The sequence below is a fragment of the Jeotgalicoccus sp. S0W5 genome (assembly GCF_011634875.1).
Taxonomy (GTDB): Bacteria; Bacillota; Bacilli; order Staphylococcales; family Salinicoccaceae; genus Jeotgalicoccus; species Jeotgalicoccus marinus.
Genome location: NZ_SIRQ01000018.1, coordinates 89,153 through 105,479 on the forward strand (window position 1 = coordinate 89,153; position 16,327 = coordinate 105,479).

17 protein-coding genes are annotated in these 16,327 nt (G+C 36.1%); 6 read left to right on the forward strand and 11 right to left on the reverse strand.

Features of this window, described 5'->3' with window-relative positions; all coding sequences use genetic code 11:
* Nucleotides 1–23 precede the first annotated feature (23 nt).
* From tatC to EYB29_RS10335, 3 genes are read right to left on the reverse strand one after another with little or no spacing between them, the layout of a single operon-like run.
* Nucleotides 24–842, reverse strand: coding sequence for a twin-arginine translocase subunit TatC (gene tatC / locus EYB29_RS10325; protein WP_026867430.1), 819 nt, complete (start codon nucleotides 840–842; stop codon nucleotides 24–26).
* A gap of 17 nt (nucleotides 843–859) precedes the next feature.
* Nucleotides 860–2,584 carry a GMC family oxidoreductase gene (locus EYB29_RS10330; RefSeq protein WP_026867429.1) on the reverse strand — a complete coding sequence of 575 codons (1,725 nt, stop codon included), beginning with the start codon at nucleotides 2,582–2,584 and terminating at the stop codon, nucleotides 860–862.
* A gap of 36 nt (nucleotides 2,585–2,620) precedes the next feature.
* Nucleotides 2,621–3,412: a gluconate 2-dehydrogenase subunit 3 family protein gene (locus tag EYB29_RS10335; RefSeq protein ID WP_026867428.1), complete on the reverse strand. Its 792-nt coding sequence runs from the start codon at nucleotides 3,410–3,412 to the stop codon at nucleotides 2,621–2,623.
* Nucleotides 3,413–3,649: 237 nt separating this feature from the next.
* On the opposite strand from EYB29_RS10335, the gene EYB29_RS10340 reads away from it, so the two are divergent.
* A complete protein-coding gene (locus tag EYB29_RS10340; RefSeq protein WP_240921866.1) occupies nucleotides 3,650–4,003 on the forward strand; it encodes a hypothetical protein in 354 nt (117 codons plus the stop codon).
* An 18-nt stretch (nucleotides 4,004–4,021) separates the two neighbouring features.
* Here the strand turns inward: EYB29_RS10340 and EYB29_RS10345 are convergent, their stop codons facing one another.
* Both EYB29_RS10345 and EYB29_RS10350 read right to left on the reverse strand, forming a co-directional pair.
* Nucleotides 4,022–4,798 (reverse strand): M23 family metallopeptidase, encoded by a 777-nt coding sequence (locus tag EYB29_RS10345; protein WP_166627200.1) that lies wholly within the window; start codon nucleotides 4,796–4,798, stop codon nucleotides 4,022–4,024.
* Nucleotides 4,799–4,902: 104 nt separating this feature from the next.
* Complete coding sequence (locus EYB29_RS10350; protein ID WP_026867425.1) at nucleotides 4,903–6,000, reverse strand: AI-2E family transporter; 1,098 nt, start codon at nucleotides 5,998–6,000, stop codon at nucleotides 4,903–4,905.
* A 140-nt stretch (nucleotides 6,001–6,140) separates the two neighbouring features.
* On the opposite strand from EYB29_RS10350, the gene EYB29_RS10355 reads away from it, so the two are divergent.
* Together EYB29_RS10355 and EYB29_RS10360 are read left to right on the forward strand one after the other, a co-directional pair.
* A complete protein-coding gene (locus EYB29_RS10355) occupies nucleotides 6,141–6,866 on the forward strand; it encodes an alpha/beta hydrolase (RefSeq protein WP_166627201.1) in 726 nt (241 codons plus the stop codon).
* A gap of 67 nt (nucleotides 6,867–6,933) precedes the next feature.
* The gene (locus EYB29_RS10360) at nucleotides 6,934–7,443 is read left to right on the forward strand and encodes a 2'-5' RNA ligase family protein (protein WP_166627202.1); all 510 of its coding nucleotides are present in this window, start codon (nucleotides 6,934–6,936) and stop codon (nucleotides 7,441–7,443) included.
* Between the two features lie 51 nt (nucleotides 7,444–7,494).
* Here the strand turns inward: EYB29_RS10360 and fabI are convergent, their stop codons facing one another.
* The 4 genes from fabI to yjbM all read right to left on the reverse strand — a co-directional run bounded on the left by fabI (nucleotide 7,495) and on the right by yjbM (nucleotide 11,177).
* Nucleotides 7,495–8,262, reverse strand: a complete 768-nt coding sequence (fabI, locus tag EYB29_RS10365) for an enoyl-ACP reductase FabI (RefSeq protein WP_166627203.1) — start codon at nucleotides 8,260–8,262, stop codon at nucleotides 7,495–7,497.
* 82 nt (nucleotides 8,263–8,344) lie between these two features.
* Entirely contained in the window at nucleotides 8,345–9,718 is a 1,374-nt protein-coding gene (gene mgtE / locus EYB29_RS10370) for a magnesium transporter (protein WP_026867421.1), read from the reverse strand.
* Nucleotides 9,719–9,744: 26 nt separating this feature from the next.
* Nucleotides 9,745–10,539, reverse strand: coding sequence for an NAD kinase (locus tag EYB29_RS10375; RefSeq protein WP_026867420.1), 795 nt, complete (start codon nucleotides 10,537–10,539; stop codon nucleotides 9,745–9,747).
* 17 nt (nucleotides 10,540–10,556) lie between these two features.
* Nucleotides 10,557–11,177 (reverse strand): GTP diphosphokinase, encoded by a 621-nt coding sequence (gene yjbM, locus EYB29_RS10380; RefSeq protein WP_026867419.1) that lies wholly within the window; start codon nucleotides 11,175–11,177, stop codon nucleotides 10,557–10,559.
* A 149-nt stretch (nucleotides 11,178–11,326) separates the two neighbouring features.
* Between yjbM and EYB29_RS10385 the strand changes: the two genes are divergently transcribed.
* Genes EYB29_RS10385 through EYB29_RS10395 form a run of 3 tightly spaced genes read left to right on the forward strand, consistent with a single transcriptional unit; the run spans nucleotide 11,327 to nucleotide 13,114 of the window.
* Complete coding sequence (locus EYB29_RS10385; RefSeq protein WP_026867418.1) at nucleotides 11,327–11,914, forward strand: CYTH domain-containing protein; 588 nt, start codon at nucleotides 11,327–11,329, stop codon at nucleotides 11,912–11,914.
* On the forward strand, nucleotides 11,914–12,282 hold the full coding sequence (locus EYB29_RS10390; protein ID WP_026867417.1) for a globin domain-containing protein: 369 nt from the start codon (nucleotides 11,914–11,916) through the stop codon (nucleotides 12,280–12,282). The genes EYB29_RS10385 and EYB29_RS10390 overlap by 1 nt, the downstream gene beginning before the upstream one ends.
* Before the next feature lie 31 nt (nucleotides 12,283–12,313).
* Nucleotides 12,314–13,114, forward strand: a complete 801-nt coding sequence (locus tag EYB29_RS10395) for a DsbA family protein (protein ID WP_026867416.1) — start codon at nucleotides 12,314–12,316, stop codon at nucleotides 13,112–13,114.
* A gap of 358 nt (nucleotides 13,115–13,472) precedes the next feature.
* Here the strand turns inward: EYB29_RS10395 and pepF are convergent, their stop codons facing one another.
* Entirely contained in the window at nucleotides 13,473–15,278 is a 1,806-nt protein-coding gene (gene pepF / locus EYB29_RS10400) for an oligoendopeptidase F (RefSeq protein WP_166627204.1), read from the reverse strand.
* Between the two features lie 54 nt (nucleotides 15,279–15,332).
* Nucleotides 15,333–16,307, reverse strand: a complete 975-nt coding sequence (locus EYB29_RS10405; protein WP_166627205.1) for a competence protein CoiA — start codon at nucleotides 16,305–16,307, stop codon at nucleotides 15,333–15,335.
* Between the last annotated feature and the right edge of the window lie 20 nt (nucleotides 16,308–16,327).

Consider the following 16,327-nt stretch of genomic DNA (forward strand, 5'->3'; position numbering starts at 1 on the left):
TTCCAATCAGTGATCGTTTTCAATTATGCATTTTTTTGTGCCTTTTTCTCTTTTGCCGCGTCTCTTCTTTCCTTACGTCGAATCAAAATAATACTCACTTCATAGAGTAGTATCATTGGTATTAAGGTAACAAGATGGGTAAAGACATCAGGTGGTGCAATTAATGCCGTAATTACCATCAAGATAAAATAAGCATATTTACGCATAGATGTCATTACATCCACACTTAAGAGTTCAATATGATGAAGGAACATCGCAACAACTGGCAATTGGAAAACGAGTCCAAACGGTATTGTTGTAATAAGTAGAAACGACATATACTCATCAGCAGTCACAAGTACGTTAAAGTTTTGCTCTCCCATTTCAATTAAGAAAAAGTAACTTAAAGGATGTACAATAAAATATCCAAAGGCTAAACCAATACAAAATAAAATAAGCATGACTGGTAAGGAACCTTTTAGAAACTGCGTTTCCTTATCAACAAGGCCCGGTCTCATAAACTGCCATAAAAACCAGCAAATGAATGGTATTGAGAAACCAATACTGATTGCACCTGATGTTCTAAGATAAAATCGAATTACTTCAAATGGTCCTAAAACAACGATATCCGCACCTTTTGAAACGACCGGAAACCACCAACCAACAGTAGAGAATATGATTAAGAACATAGCAAATATAACTAAGGCTGACTTAATGAGCACACGTCTTAAGTCTTCAAGATGGTCAGTAAGCGGTGCATAAGGGTCTTCTTTAGTTACCTTTTTGCGTTTTCTGACTACCTCTTCTTCAGTATGTTCTGTCACTTCCCGCTTCTTTCGACTGTCCTTGTTTTTTGGTTCCATTTGACATCACCTAACTTCTATTCTAAGCGTCCGCCGTCTTCAGCATATCTAATTATACCTTCTGCACAACGATATGCCAATGCCCCAACAGTAGCTGTTGGATTATAACCACTATTATGTTGGAAATTACCGGCACCCACTACGAATAAATTGTCACGGTCCCAATGTTGTAAATAATTGTTTACAACACTGTTGTCAGGACTCGCACCCATAGTAGTACCACCTGTGTTGTGTGTCGATTGATAAGGGACAATATCGTAATCGCCTAATTCACCATCTTTAAGTATTTCTTTAGCGCCCATTTCTTCTAAAATTTCCGCACAACGTTCAACTAAAAATGCTGAGTTATTTTTATCTTGTTCTTTAAAGTTATAAGTCAAACGAACTAGTGGTACACCGTAGGCATCATTGTAATCTTCATCCATGGAGAGATAGTTATCTCTGTGCGGCAGTGTACATCCTTGTCCTTGAACACGTAGTGTACGAGTATAATTGTGTATTGAAGCTTCTTTAAATTCTTCGCCCCATGATGGAGTGCCTTCTGGCACAGTGTTACTCAATATTGGTCTCGCACCTGTTTGTGTAATGGCAATATTACCACCATGTAAGAAATCTAAATCAGAATGATCAAAGTTATCTCCATTGTAGTTGTCTAGAGCCATACCAAGTGAACCAGCACCCATAAATGTGTTGAACTGTTCATCGAAGAATCCAGATGCACCGCCGAAGATTTGATAACAGTAGTTACGACCCAGTGTACCTTCACCTGTTTCTGGATCATACTGTTCACCGATGTCTGACACTGCTAACAATTTATAATTGTTGAACACATAACTTGTTAATGCAACAACATCTGCAGGTTGAATAAATTCTTCCCCAGTGATAGTATCGACAAATTTCACACCAGAAACCTTGCTATCATCATCTTCATCAGTGATAATTTCAACAACATTTGCATTTAAGCGTAAGGTAAAATCATCACTCTCTTGTGCCTTTGGAATAACTGTAACTTCAGGAGAAGATTTAGCTCCATACTCACAACCGAAACGTTCACAGAAGGCACAATACTGACAGGCATTAATTGTTTGACCATCTGGGTTTTCATACTGTTCACTTAAGTTTGCTGAAGGCATCATGATTGGATCTAGTTCTAATCCTTTAGCCGCTTCTTCAAACATTTTTAATGTCTTAGACTTAAGCATTGGCGGTGTTGGATATGGTTCAGAGCGATGTCCACCAAGAGGGTTTTCTTCACCTGAGATACCAGCAGTTTTTTCAAAAGTATTGAAGTAAGGCTCTAACTCATCGTAAGTGATACCCCAGTCTTCAATTTGGTATCCTCTTTCATCTTTTAGTTTTTCTGCACCGTATCTTTCTTCAGTCATGGAACGAATTTCAAAGTCATAAGGTAAGAATCTCCATGTCTGACCATTCCAGTGCGTACCTGCCCCACCAAGATTTTCTCCTAATAAGAATGAACCTTGTTGACGCATTGGTAGTGCTTTTTCATCAGGACTGTTTCTAAATGTTAGTGTTTCTTTAGAAATGTCCTGCATTAACTCATAACGTACTGCATATTTTAGTTCATCATGCACGTGCTGGTAGTCTTCAGTACCACGTTTAACTCCACGTTCTAATCCAACTACGCTTAAGCCTGCTTTAGTCGCTTCTGCTGCAATAATACCACCAGTCCAGCCTACACCGACCGTTACTACATCTACTTTATCTAAAGTTGTTGCCATAATTTATCCCCCTATAAATCTATATATACTTAACTTTTAATGTCCCATACCATATACAGGTAATGGTTCAATTTCATGGAATTCATCATCTTCGATATATTGAATATATGACATTTGGTGGCCAGGGAATTGCTTCATCTTCCAGCCTGCCATATCTCTATTTCCTCTATAAACTGGATCTGCATAAGCACCTTCGATTGTGGCTGAGCGCAGCATAGTAAAGAAATAGCTACTTGTTGCTGTATGACTTGGTACATCTAAATCAACATTACCTTCTTGGAAGTCTGTTAAGATTTCATCCATTTGTCCAGCTTCTAAATCAGCAAAGTTTGCATCATGTCTACTGTTTGCTTCTTCATTTAACTTTCTAATACCTAGCATGAAATAGTCTCTTCGATTTAGATTAGATTGATAGCCTTGAGTCGGTAGGGCCTCTTCGAAAGGACCTTGCATGTATTCTTTTGAGTTAAATCCATATTGACCCATTAATTGTCCATCTAAATAGTAAGCACAACCTAGTTCTTCTGCACCTGGTCCTACGTCACTTTCCGGGAAGATTCTTTCCATTGCTGCTGTGACTGTATCAAAATCAGTGTCATTGTGGAAAAACATTCTTGCGTTGTCAGTCGTTCCACCGTTAGACCCTGATGATTCTTCCGAGGCTGTGTCTTCTGAAGTTTGACTCTCAGAACCTGAGGAATCATTTAAGTTAAATCCTACAAGCCCACCTAAAAGTGAACCTCCAATAATTCCACCTGTTGCTGCACCGGTTGTCTTTAAGAAGTCCCGTCTAGAGAATTCTTTTTCACTACCTTTTTTATTCGCCATTTTAATTCCTCCTCAAAATTCATGTACATCACTTAATACTTCTTATTAACAAAATTCTACTCCTCATTTACTGATAAGTCTAGAGTCTTTAAGAAAATAAAATAATTCCAATTTAAGCCATATTGATTAAAAAAATAATGTATAATAAGATTAAATCAATAGATTATTATCTATACTTAAAGAAGGCGGTGAAAATTTATGTCATTTTTTAATCTACTAACGTGGAAAAATAATCATATGGATCTGCGTTACGTCACAGATGAACTGCATGGAAATATTAAAATTAACAAGCTATATGTGGATGGTCGTGATATCGACATGAATAAGGTCAATGAAAAGTATGCTTCAAGACTAATGGATGCACAAAGAAAAATCACTTCTTATAGAATCCTCATGCTCGTATTATTTACTTTAGTCGTATTTATGCCTGCACTTCTACTTAGTGTCATTCAAGCGAATGTTTTACTTATTGGCGGTATCATTGTCTACACAATCGTTGCCTACTTCCTTGTTGAAGCAGTAAACCAAGTCGAAATTAACAAAGTGCTCTATGAAATTGATAACGATGAAGAAATCCATGTACAACACTAAGGTTGTACATGGATTATTTTATTCTTTCCCTTTTGCTGTATTTAAATGTGAAATCTCTCCATATAACTTGGTATCTGTAAAATTGACCTGAGATATTTTTTTACCTGCTGCAATAAACACAGTCTTCTTATTTAAAGTACATCGTAACCACCAGTAGCCATCATTCTCGTATAATTTATCGAAGTAGAACTTCATATTTTTTCTTGTAATTCCTAATCTTTTTGCCTTTACTGAAGGATAATCTCTTATGTTAATTGGATATTTAGTTAAAAATCCACCACTCCAGAGCCAAGCCTGCTTATAAATTTTTGGACTGACATTGATTGCTAGAGGATTAATTCCAGTGCAGACAAAATTTCTTTCCCCCACTATAAACCCATATTTTTGAAATTGGATATGAAGGTGACTCGCCATAGCTACGTTATCGTAATTCGTATTACTCTGATATCCTATAATGTCCCCTTCTTTAACTGACTGGCCTATTTTGACTGAAAGTGGTCGTTTTAGATGACCATAAATCACCTGGTAGCCAAGGTTCTTATTCGCAATCACTACGGTACCACCAAAATTTCCAAAATCACTCGTTCCTGAAGTGACTACACCATCAAAGACTGCGGGTATCGGTGCTCGGTCATATTTAGCTAAATCATAGGCTCTGTGGTACCCTCCACAAAATTGATCGTAATTGTAGCCCCTCACAGTGTAATTTCTCAACCCCCAAACACCACTTTGATAACGATTTGGATCAGATGTCACTGTAAAACCCTTATTGATAAGATATGCGATTGGATTCATTTGTTTGCCTCCTTATGTGTTCTATTACTTATATCGTTTGAACAAATAGAAAAGACAAAAAAGCAGGAAAATCTCTATAGAGACCTTCCTGCTTTTTAGTTAAGTTATGCTTTATTTGAGATGTCACTGAGCATTGTATCTTTAAGGTTCTGGCGATATCTCCAAATGTTTTGAATGATTGTTTTAATGACAGCATAGGTTGGAATCGCAACTAAGATTCCTATGAATCCAGCGATATTACCTGCTGCAAGGACAATTGTAATTACAGTTAATGGATGTAGAGCAAGTGACTGTCCCATGACATTCGGTGTTATCAAGTTACTTTCAATTTGTTGAGCCACAAGCGTAATTAGTGATACCCAAATAAACATGATCGGATCTTGGATTAAGGCGAGTAAACCAGCTGGTATAAATGCAACCCAAGGACCAACGAACGGTACGATGTTCATGAATAAGGCAAAAATTGCTAGTAGTAAAGCATAATCAAGACCGATTAGTGTATAACCGATATATAAAATTACACAGAGTATAGATGATACTAGCATCTGACCTTGGATGAATGAACGTAATGTTCTGTCGATGTCATATAAAAGTTCAATTAAGAACTGCTTAAATGTTCCAGAAAATGGTGAAGTAACTGATGGAATAAATTTTTGGTGATCCTTCAGCATAAAGAAGAAGAAGAACGGTCCAAGAACAAGCATCAATAGCACACTCACTGTACTTGAAACAATTGAAATCGCATTTGATACAAAACCACTTAGCATATTCGTACCAACATCTAATGCATCTTGAGTGATCGACTGTAGATCAATATCAAATGGCAAGCGATCTCGTTGACTGAGTAAATAATTTACTGTGTTTTCAACTTCACGTTGTAAAATAGGTAAACGTGAAACTAGATTTTGAATTTGTTCTGTAACCATCGGAATGACGGTTAGAGTTACTATTGCAATAACAATTAAAATAATGATGAATATAGAGAGGATGCTTACCAACCTATTGGCTTTCCTCTTCTCTAGAAATCGCTGTATTGGTTCAGTGATGTAGTATAGCATTCCCCCGATTAATACCGGGAAGAAGATCGTCATAATTATTGTTAAAAACGGCTCAAAAATGACTTGAACCTGCATAATTAATAAGATAATGACAAAAGTAATTATGAGTGCTATACCACTTTGGAACCAAAGTTTTTTAGTCATAAAGCGGCACCTCTAACCTTAGAATGTGTTCATATTGTATCACTGTTATATAATATTTCCTACTAAATTGAAAGCTTAAACTAAATACATGTTATCTTAATACATAAGTTGGTAATATACATGAGTAAGGAGGAAATTTTATGGATAAAACACCGGGAAAAGTTCATACGGTTTCTATCGAGTCTAGTGCTTGTAATGAAACTTTTGATGTACAGTACTACCTACCTAAGTCTTACTCTGACCTTTATAAGTATAATGTCATTATAACATTTGATTCACAAGATTTTTTTAAATATGGTCAGATTGAAAGATTGATTGAAAAACTAGAAAAAACGGAGGAAATTCAGCGTACAATTATTGTAGGCGTACCCTATCCTTCTGTCGAGTGGAGAAAACATTATTTCAACCCTAATGGAGAACACCATGAAAATTTTGTAACATTTGTTGGGCGAGAATTAAATAGTTTTATAGATAATAATTTCTCAACTTTAAAAATGGCAAACTCAAGACTGCTCATGGGTGAAAGTTTAGCAGGTAGCTTTAGTTTATCCACTGCTTTAACTTATCCGAATACCTTTGGCCAAGTGCTTGCCTTCAGTCCATTTGTAGATGACGAATTTATAAACCGTTTCAAAGATAATATGAATTTAATAAATTTAAATATCTATCATACTATCGGTTTAGAAGAAGATGATTTTACAACCATTATGGGCGAACAAGCTGACTTCTTAACACCGAATAGAAAGTTAAAGGCAGTCCTAGAAGAAGAGCCATTAGAATACGAGTATAAGGAACTCGAAGGTGGGCATATTTGGAAAACTTGGAAGCCAGAATTAAAAAATGTGCTGTTATATTTTTTTCAATAGAAAACGTATACAATTTTTTTTCTGAAAGTGATATACTTGAAACATATCGTTTAGGGAGGCATTTTAAATGAAATTTGGAATCGCACTTTTTCCTTCAAAAAAACTTCAAGACACTGTAAACCAATATCGTAAACGCTACGATTGCAGATATGCATATATCGCACCACATATTACAGTAAAAGAAGCTTTCGAAGCTGAAGAACATGAGAAACCGCAGATTGAATCATTTATTAAAAGCGTTGCGGCTCAACACAAACCAACTGAGATCGAGATTAAAAAAGTTTCTAGCTTTGCACCAACAGCTCAAGTAATTTATTTTAAGGTCGAGCCTAACGAAATACTAAATTCTATCCATGAAGCCTTTAATAATGGAGATTTTTATGGTGAAGCAACTCACCCATTTGTCCCACATTTCACATTGGCTCAAGAGGATACGACACAAAAATTCGAAGATGTATATAGTCACCTAAAAATGATTGGTATTGAGCACAGTGAAGTGCTAGATAAGATTAGTCTCTGTGTCCAACTTGACAACGGAATTTGGCATGTTACTGATACATTCAAACTTGGCGAGTAATTTATATATAAAAAATAACCTGGAAATCATTTAAGATTTCCAGGTTATTTTTTATGCCATGATGTGGTAACCACTATCAACATGTACGACTTCACCGGTAATACCACTAGATAAATCGCTTAGTAAGAAGGCAACCGTGTTACCCACTTCAAGCTGATCTACATTACGACGTAATGGTGCACGTTGTTCAATCTCTTTAAGGATTGTTTTAAATTCACCGACAGCTGATGAGCTGAGTGTACGTATTGGTCCAGCAGATACTGCGTTAACACGGAATCCTGACTCACCTAGGTCATAGGCTAAGTAACGAACGTTAGCATCTAAGGCAGCCTTAGCAACACCCATTACATTATAGTTAGGCATAGCACGCTCTCCACCAAGATAGGTCATTGTAACTAGACTCCCACCTTCATTAAGGATAGCTTTAGAATGTTTAGCTACACTTAATAGTGAATATGCACTAATATCTAAGGCAAGTTTAAAACCTTCTCTAGATGTTTCACTGATGCCACCTTGTAGTTCACCTTTATTTGCGAATGCGATAGCGTGAAGCACACCATCAATTCCACCTGTTTTTTCACCGATTTCCTTGAAAGCTTGTTCGACGTTTTCATCGTTTGATACATCACACTCAACGATGATATCGTGGTCACCTTCTAATTCAGTAAGTAATTTATCAATTTCTTTTCTAAAGCGTTCACCTAAAATAGTGAATACTAACTTTGCACCCATTTTGTCTAGTGCACGTGCAGCACCCCAAGCAATACTTCTCTTGTTGGCAACGCCCATGATTACATATGTTTTACCTGATAAGTCCATTAAGAACTCCTCCTAATTCATCCCTAGTATTAGTACCTACTACTAATCTACATTTTATTAGTACGGAATGCAAGAAATATCACTATAATAAACTTGCCATAAAGACATTTGCTAAAGCAAAGTAAATCAATAAACTTATAATATCGTTCGCTGTGGTAATGAATGGTCCACTTGCAATTGCTGGGTCAATACCCGCTTTGTTCATTACCAACGGTACAATCGTACCGATAATTGTCGCGACTGACATTGACGCGAGCAAACTACCACTTACAATAATCCCCAGTACAGGTTCCTGGTACATCACAATAATAATTAAGAAAATAACGACACCACAAACTAAACCTGTAAGAAAACCTGATCCTAATTCACGTCCGGCGAGCTTCATCTTACTGGATTCTTTAATTTCCCCTGTGGAAATACCACGTATCGCAACAGCGAGTGATTGTGTACCGGTGTTACCAGCCATACCAGAAATTACAGGTATAAAGGCACTTAGGAGTACAACCTTAGCGAGCGTATCTTCAAAGAAAGAAAGCATCCAAGCTGTAATCATACCCATAAAAGTAAGTCCTATAAGCCAAGGCAAACGTTTTTTAGCTGTCATTAATGCCGTGTCCGATGTACTTTCATTATCACTCATACCGGCAAGTCGAGAGTAGTCTTCTCCAGCTTCTTCGTGAATAACGTCCATGATGTCATCGGCTGTGATGATACCGACTAAATGATCTTGGAAATCCACAACTGGTACAGCAAGGAAGTCATAATCTCTCACAATTTGAGCAACTTCTTCTTGGTCATCAGAAATACGAACGGAAACGACACGTTCAGTCATGACATCACCAATGTAATCATCATCATCTGCGACAATCAATTCCCTTAAGGAGATAATACCGACTAAATGATTGTCTTGATCGACTACGAATAGATAGTAAATCATTTCTTTGTCGGGTGCCATTTCTTTGATGTGTTTCATAGCTTCTCTTACTGTCATCAAGGTATTTAAATTGATGATTTCAGTAGTCATGATACCACCGGCGGTATCTTCCTCGTAGTTCATTAAGCCCCTGATTTCTTTAGCATCATCTTTATTCATCAATGATAGATAGGTTGTCATTTTCTCACGAGAGATTTCATTTAAAATATCAACTGCGTTATCGTACTGCATAGCGCCAATGATATGGGCTGCATATCTTGCATCAATTTGGTCAAATAAATCTTCATACTCATCTGGTTCTAACTCCAGGTGATCGAAGAAATCCCCCACTTCTTCAGGGCTTAGGAATTTATAAAGGTTTTGCTGTTCTTCCTCGCTTAAGGTTTGAAAGATTTCACTTTGTTCATAATTGTGAAGATCTGTAAAAAGTTCTCTAAATCCATCTAAGTTCTCTTCACGAAGGTAAACCTCTATTTGTTCTCTTAGTTCTTCAAAATCAATATCCATTTCTTCTCTAGACATCTCTTATACCTACCCTCATTAATTCTTTAAGAAATAAATGAATCATGCACACGTTGCCAAAATGGAAATGGTCTAAAGCGTGCAAATTTTATTTTTTCTTCTGCAACAGAATATTGTATTGACTTTACACCTCGGTGTACGAGATTAATATGGTCAATCGTCATCTGGTATTCTTCACTATTCACTGGCCTTACATTGACAAAATGATGTTTTGGTAAGACAAGCGGTGAGCCCACCGTTCTGAATACCCGATTATTAATAGATGCAATCTCAGTCATTTGAACAGCTTCTATAGATGGATGAATAATTGCCCCACCTAAGGCCTTATTGTATGCAGTAGAACCAGAAGGCGTGGAAATACATAAGCCATCGCCTCTAAATCTTTCAAAATGACGATTTCTAATTTCTACGTCCATGACTAGAGTAGAACCATTCGTCATCCTTAAAGTCGCCTCATTTAGAGCGAGGTACTTAGTTTCCATACCGACTGTCTCATAATGGATTAATACTTCAACCAGTGGATATTCTACAGTTTCAAACTCATCATTCTTTAAAGCGACAATTAAGCGCTCTACTTCATCTTGACCCCAATCTGCATAAAAACCTAAATGTCCAGTATGAACACCGACAAATGATACATCACTGACAATATGTTGGTAGCGATGGAAAGCTTGTAAAAGTGTGCCATCGCCACCGACAGAAATGACAATTTCTGGTGATTCTTCATCGAATACCATATTCATACCAAGCATATAATTCATCATCTTATCAGTCAGTGCGTTTGATTTAGTATCTCCTTTAGAGACAATTGTAAATTTCATAAGGTCACCTGATTTCATTAGATATTCCGCTTTTTAGAAAAATATTTCTGTGCTTCTTGAACTTCTTCTCTGATTTCAGACATTTCTTTATCCAGTAAGTATGCCGCTTCTGCAGCATTCTGCAATCTATTTTTAATTTCAGGAGGATACTCCCCAGAATATTTGTAATTCAATGTATGTTCTATGGTTGCCCAAAAGTTCATCGCTAATGTACGAATTTGAATTTCAGCTAATATTTTAATACGTCCATTCACACTTTCGACTGGGTATTCAATTATTATATGGTAAGAACGATAACCGCTTTCCTTAGTGTTTTCGATATAATCTCTTTCCTCAATAACGCGCATATCGTTTCTCGAGCGAATATGTTCGGTAATCACGTTAATATCATCTACAAACTGACACATGATTCTTATACCTGCGATATCGTACATCTGAGCCCTTAAATTATCATAGGGTATGTTTCTTGTACTGGCTTTTTCGATAATACTTTGCACCGGTTTAACACGTGAAGTGACAAATTCAACAGGTGAAGATTGACTGGTAATCTGATAGTCTTTCCTGATTCCTTTTAACTTAATCTTTAGTTCTTCAACAGCCTGCCTATAGGGCGCTAAAAAAATACTCCATTCTTCCATTCATACCTTCCTCCTTACACCCGTTCATTCATACTTTTCTACTCTAACGGTATTAATTTTACCATATCAAACGAATTCTTCTATATGTAATCTGTTTGCTTTACACCTTAAATATAATTGAGCATAATACTGATTAAGGAGTGATTACTTTGTTTGAGAAAGAAATAGAGTTTAAGAATATACTTCTAGAAGAAGAATATAATAAAATTAGAGCATCACATTTTAACGATGAAACTCCACTTATACTAGATAATTACTATATAGATAATGATAAATTAACACTCATCAACAGCCATTTAATGCTGAGAATCAGAACACAAGACCATAATCAGGTCATGACTTTAAAAGTGCCAGAAAGTGCACATACTGTCTTAGAATATTCTGGGCACGTCAACTTTAATTTATTAGATGATTCACCGCTTAATCAAGATGACATTCCGGCCAACATAAAAGATAAACTAGAAGCTTTAAACATCAGCTTAGAAGGCCTTAGAATTCAAGGTAATTTAAGAACGGAGCGCCTAGAAAAACCATATCGTAGTGGCCTACTCGTCTTGGATAAGGCAGACTACCTCGGCCAAACGGACTATGAGCTGGAATTTGAAGCACCTGATACAGCGAGTGGCCAAGCAGATATTACACATATCCTTAACAAATATGGTATTGTACGACGAGAAGAATCTGTGAAGAGTGCACGTTTTTATGAGGTACTAAAACGTCAGAAAGAGGGAATTTAATGCCTTTAGTCTATAATATTATCGGTCAGGAGAAATTATATGAGATGATTGATGTCTTTTATAATTACGTTAGTAAAGATGACCGCATCAATCATCTCTTCCCGGATGACTTATCAGAAACAGCATATAAACAAAAGCTCTTTCAAACTCAATTTTTAGGGGGACCCAATCTCTACAATGAAACATATGGACATCCGATGATGAGAGCCCGCCACATGCCATTTAAAATCACACCGAAAGCGAGAGAAGCTTGGTTAGAGAATATGAATCAAGCAATTAAAGATGTCGGTATAGATGAAGAAATACGTGAGTATTTAATGGCCCGTTATTCACTAACAGCAAACCACATGGTAAATAGTGAAGACTGATTGAGTGCATATAATATAGAGGTGAAAAAGCGTGAGCAAAAATAATAGTGATGAGCTCTTCTTATTTGAGCAGTCGAATCACTCGGTCGAAATATTTTACTTTTTCGATCCGTTCTCAAATGAATGTATTGCGATGGAGCCGATAGTTAACAAATTACTTATAGAATATCGTGGTCACGTAACAATTAAAAAAATTCTCGCCCCGTCTCTGTCTGTGTTGACTAAATGCCAGGCACAGTCGACTTCTAGTGAGGATAATGTAGCGCTCGCCTATAAAGCTGCAGAAATCCAAGGACGCTCTAAAGCGCGTGCGTTTATACGTTATATCTTTAATCGAATCAATCCATCAAACACAATTTGCAGCAAAGAAATGATAGATGATTGTGCACGTCTATCCGGTATAGATTTATCTACTTTTCATGAAGATTTGCATTCACCCACACTAGATGCGATGTTGAAATATGATTTAGCAGTATTCAGAGAAATGGATATCGAATCCTTGCCTTCAATGGTATTCTTTTCAGGAGATGAGCACACAGAGGGTGTAAAAATTGAAGGCGCCTACCCTTACCATATTTACACATATATTATTAATGAACTGATAGATGTTGAGATTGAGAAGAAACAATTGCCAAGTATTATTGATTATATTCGTGCGCATGAACTTGTTAGTTTTGAAGAACTAAAAACAATTTTTGAATGGCGAGCAGGTTTGTTACTCAATGAATTGAAAAAATTAAGATTGCAGCGACTCATCGAAGAAATAAATGTAGACAGTCAATCTTATTACCAGATTAAATCACCAGTTAAATCCATTAAAACAAAGTCTTAATTCAATATTAAATTTAAATCCCGCTTACTTTGCTCTCAGTAGAGCTTGGTAGGCGGGATTTTTTGTATGTTTTGTATGTATGGAAGATTTTATAGTCTTTTTTGAATTGCTACCCTTCGATTCAATATCCCTCTCCCACATATCAAGGCCGTCTTAAAATTAGACACAAAAAAGCAGTACATCTTCTATAATGTACTGCTCAAACAAAGGGGATGGGAGAAATTTTATACTGTTAACAAAGGGGTATGTTTTTCAGTGATAAAATTTTCATGTGTTTAATATAACACGGTTATTGGGCTCGCACAACATTTTGAACAGTTTTTCACACTTTTGTCATAATGTAAACGAATTCACATAGTTATTGTTTTAATTTATCTAGTAATTCTTCAAATTGATCAAGTTGTGCTTCAAAAACAGCTAGGGCATTTTCAATTGGTTCTGCTGTCGTCATATCGACTCCTGCATTTTTTAGAATCTCAATTGGATAATTTGATGACCCTTTTTTCAGGAATTCGTTAATGTAACGTTCAGCTGTTTCTTGATCACCTTCTAGTACTTGTTTAGATAAACTTGCTGCTGCTGAATAACCAGTTGAATACTGATACACATAATAATTCATATAGAAGTGAGGAATTCTCGCCCACTCTACTGAAATGTAATCATCATAATCTACAGCTTCACCGAAGTATTTCTTGTTGAGATCACCATACACTTCGTTTAACTTACCTGCTGTTAATGGCTCACCTGACTCTTTTAATGTATGGATCTTGTGTTCAAATTCTGCAAACATTGTCTGACGGAACACTGTCCCTCTAAACCCTTCTAACTGCTCATTCAATAAGTAAAGCTTTTGTTTATCATCAGTTAAATTTTTAAACATATAGTCAGCTAAAAGTGCTTCATTAAATGTACTTGCGACTTCTGCTACAAAGATTGAATAACCACTCATGTTGGCAGGTTGATTTTTTCTTGAATAGTAACTGTGTACTGAATGCCCAAATTCATGTGCTAAAGTAAATAGATTATTCACATTATCTTGCCAGTTCATTAGGATGTATGGATTTGTTCCAAAAGTACCTGATGAGTATGCGCCTGTACGTTTACCTTTATTCTGATAAACGTCGACCCAACGGTTATTCAAACCTTCTTTAATAATGTCTACATACTCTTCACCTAGTGGGTGTAGGGCATTGACTAACCACTCTTTTGCATTTTCATAAGTCATATCAAAATCAACATCGTCGACTAATGATACATATAAATCATACATTTTAAGTTGGTCTAGACCTAAGAATTTTTTACGAATCTCTGTATAACGATGTAAAAGATGTAAATTATTATTCACTGTCTCGACTAAGTTATCATATACTGATTCTGGGATATGATTATTTGCTAGAGCTTGGTGACGACTTGATTCATAGCCTCTAATTGACGAGCTAAAGACGTGTGTATTTACTACTCCAGCTAGCGTTTGACTCAAAGTATTTTTGAAAGCATCGTAGGCTGTATATAAGCTCTTATAAGCTGATTCTCTTAAAATACGGTCAGATGACTTGAGTAATTCTATAAAATTACCTTGGCTTAATTCATGTTCGTTACCATCTTTGTCTACAGCAGGCTCAAAAGTAATATCAGCATTGTTAAACATACCGTATACTTGGGTTGGCGTATGCATTACTTCACCAGCTTGTGCCAGTAGCTGTTCTTCTTTGTCGCTTAAAACATAAGGGCGTTGTTTATTTAACTTTTCTAAGTCAAATTTGAATTCATTTAATCGCTCAGATTGAGCATATTCTTTTAGGGTTTCTTCAGGTATTTCCATAATGGCTGGTACTAAGAAGCTCCACGCTGCTGAATATTTAACAGCTAAAGAACGTGCACGACTTTCTAGCGCACTATAAGTATCGTTGGAAGTATCTTGATCATGTTTTAAGTGCGCGTATACAAATACTTTACCGAGCTCTACATCTAATTCCCTTTCAGTTTCTAAAGCATCCGCTAGCTCATCAGCTGAAGAAAATCCATTTTTAAATTTATCTGCTAGATCTAGCTTATTCTCTAAATCTTGATAAGCCTTGTCAAACTCTTCATCAGATTGGAAGATTGTTGTTAAATCCCATGTGTTTTCTAGTTGTTGTTCTTCTCTTGTGATTAATTTCCCCATTGTTAAAACCTCCATAGATTAATACTCCAATTTTCTCAATAATCATAATTTTGTTCAAGCAATATCTTCCGAATCCCGAAAAACTTTTAAGTAGTATCGAACTAGATTTTTAACGATTATATGCTTTTCGAGAATATTCCCATTGGTTCTCAACTTAATAAAATCCATAAAGATTTGAAGATTAAAAGTTCCCCTATTTAAGTGGTAGTGAATATATAGCTTCCATTCAAGCGGTGAATTCAAGATATCTCGCTCATCCAGACACGTCATAATAAACCGTTTTGGAATGTGTTGATGATGGATATCCAATTGATATAGATAAGTCAGAGTTGGATTTAACACAGATTTAGCTGACTTTTCATGGTATAGGATTTTTTTTACCATGCTTTGACTTAGCTTATAGTCATTCGGCCAGTCTACTCTTTGACTATATCCATAAAGGTCTTTAACCTGTATTTTTTCGCTTCTATAAATGAACCGGTTATTACCAACATGATGTCCTATGTGATATATATTGACTGATAAAGACTCAGTATTAATCGTAAACAACTTATGGTCAGTTGTCGTCGCATATTGAAAGTGATTAAGACTTAATAAACACTCGTCTTTCTTCACTTCAGCGTCGTTGATCAGCCAGATGACCTTCATACCTAATTTGTTATAACCCTTTGTCCTTATAGTAACCAAATCCGCACTAATTCGAGATAACTGTATTTCAATGGCGAGTTGATAATTGACAAGGACATCTGGAATCTGTTCAATTTCTTTTAGGTAATATTCCATTGCAGTCGCATATATTTTGTTTAATTCAGTATAAATATCATGTTTTAATTTCAAATGCATTAATGATTCTTTTTTATAGAGATACCGTGTACATTGTAAAATATGTTGGTGAGAAAAATGTGCAACTTTGACTTTACCCGCCTTCAGCCTTACCGGTGCTTCACAGACAGGACAAAAATAAGATTCATTTTTAACAGCTTGGTGGGCAAACACTTGACTACCATATTCATCTTGAGCTAAAAACATAAAAAAACCTCCTTATCCTA

Excerpts from the sequence above, each read along its gene's own strand:
- tatC (WP_026867430.1), bottom strand. The coding sequence starts at position 842 with ATGGAACCAAAAAACAAGGACAGTCGAAAGAAGCGGGAAGTGACAGAA.
- EYB29_RS10330 (WP_026867429.1), bottom strand. The coding sequence starts at position 2,584 with ATGGCAACAACTTTAGATAAAGTAGATGTAGTAACGGTCGGTGTAGGC.
- EYB29_RS10335 (WP_026867428.1), bottom strand. The coding sequence starts at position 3,412 with ATGGCGAATAAAAAAGGTAGTGAAAAAGAATTCTCTAGACGGGACTTC.
- EYB29_RS10340 (WP_240921866.1), top strand. The coding sequence starts at position 3,650 with ATGGATCTGCGTTACGTCACAGATGAACTGCATGGAAATATTAAAATT.
- EYB29_RS10345 (WP_166627200.1), bottom strand. The coding sequence starts at position 4,798 with ATGAATCCAATCGCATATCTTATCAATAAGGGTTTTACAGTGACATCT.
- EYB29_RS10350 (WP_026867425.1), bottom strand. The coding sequence starts at position 6,000 with ATGACTAAAAAACTTTGGTTCCAAAGTGGTATAGCACTCATAATTACT.
- EYB29_RS10355 (WP_166627201.1), top strand. The coding sequence starts at position 6,141 with ATGGATAAAACACCGGGAAAAGTTCATACGGTTTCTATCGAGTCTAGT.
- EYB29_RS10360 (WP_166627202.1), top strand. The coding sequence starts at position 6,934 with ATGAAATTTGGAATCGCACTTTTTCCTTCAAAAAAACTTCAAGACACT.
- fabI (WP_166627203.1), bottom strand. The coding sequence starts at position 8,262 with ATGGACTTATCAGGTAAAACATATGTAATCATGGGCGTTGCCAACAAG.
- mgtE (WP_026867421.1), bottom strand. The coding sequence starts at position 9,718 with ATGTCTAGAGAAGAAATGGATATTGATTTTGAAGAACTAAGAGAACAA.
- EYB29_RS10375 (WP_026867420.1), bottom strand. The coding sequence starts at position 10,539 with ATGAAATTTACAATTGTCTCTAAAGGAGATACTAAATCAAACGCACTG.
- yjbM (WP_026867419.1), bottom strand. The coding sequence starts at position 11,177 with ATGGAAGAATGGAGTATTTTTTTAGCGCCCTATAGGCAGGCTGTTGAA.
- EYB29_RS10390 (WP_026867417.1), top strand. The coding sequence starts at position 11,914 with ATGCCTTTAGTCTATAATATTATCGGTCAGGAGAAATTATATGAGATG.
- pepF (WP_166627204.1), bottom strand. The coding sequence starts at position 15,278 with ATGGGGAAATTAATCACAAGAGAAGAACAACAACTAGAAAACACATGG.
- EYB29_RS10405 (WP_166627205.1), bottom strand. The coding sequence starts at position 16,307 with ATGTTTTTAGCTCAAGATGAATATGGTAGTCAAGTGTTTGCCCACCAA.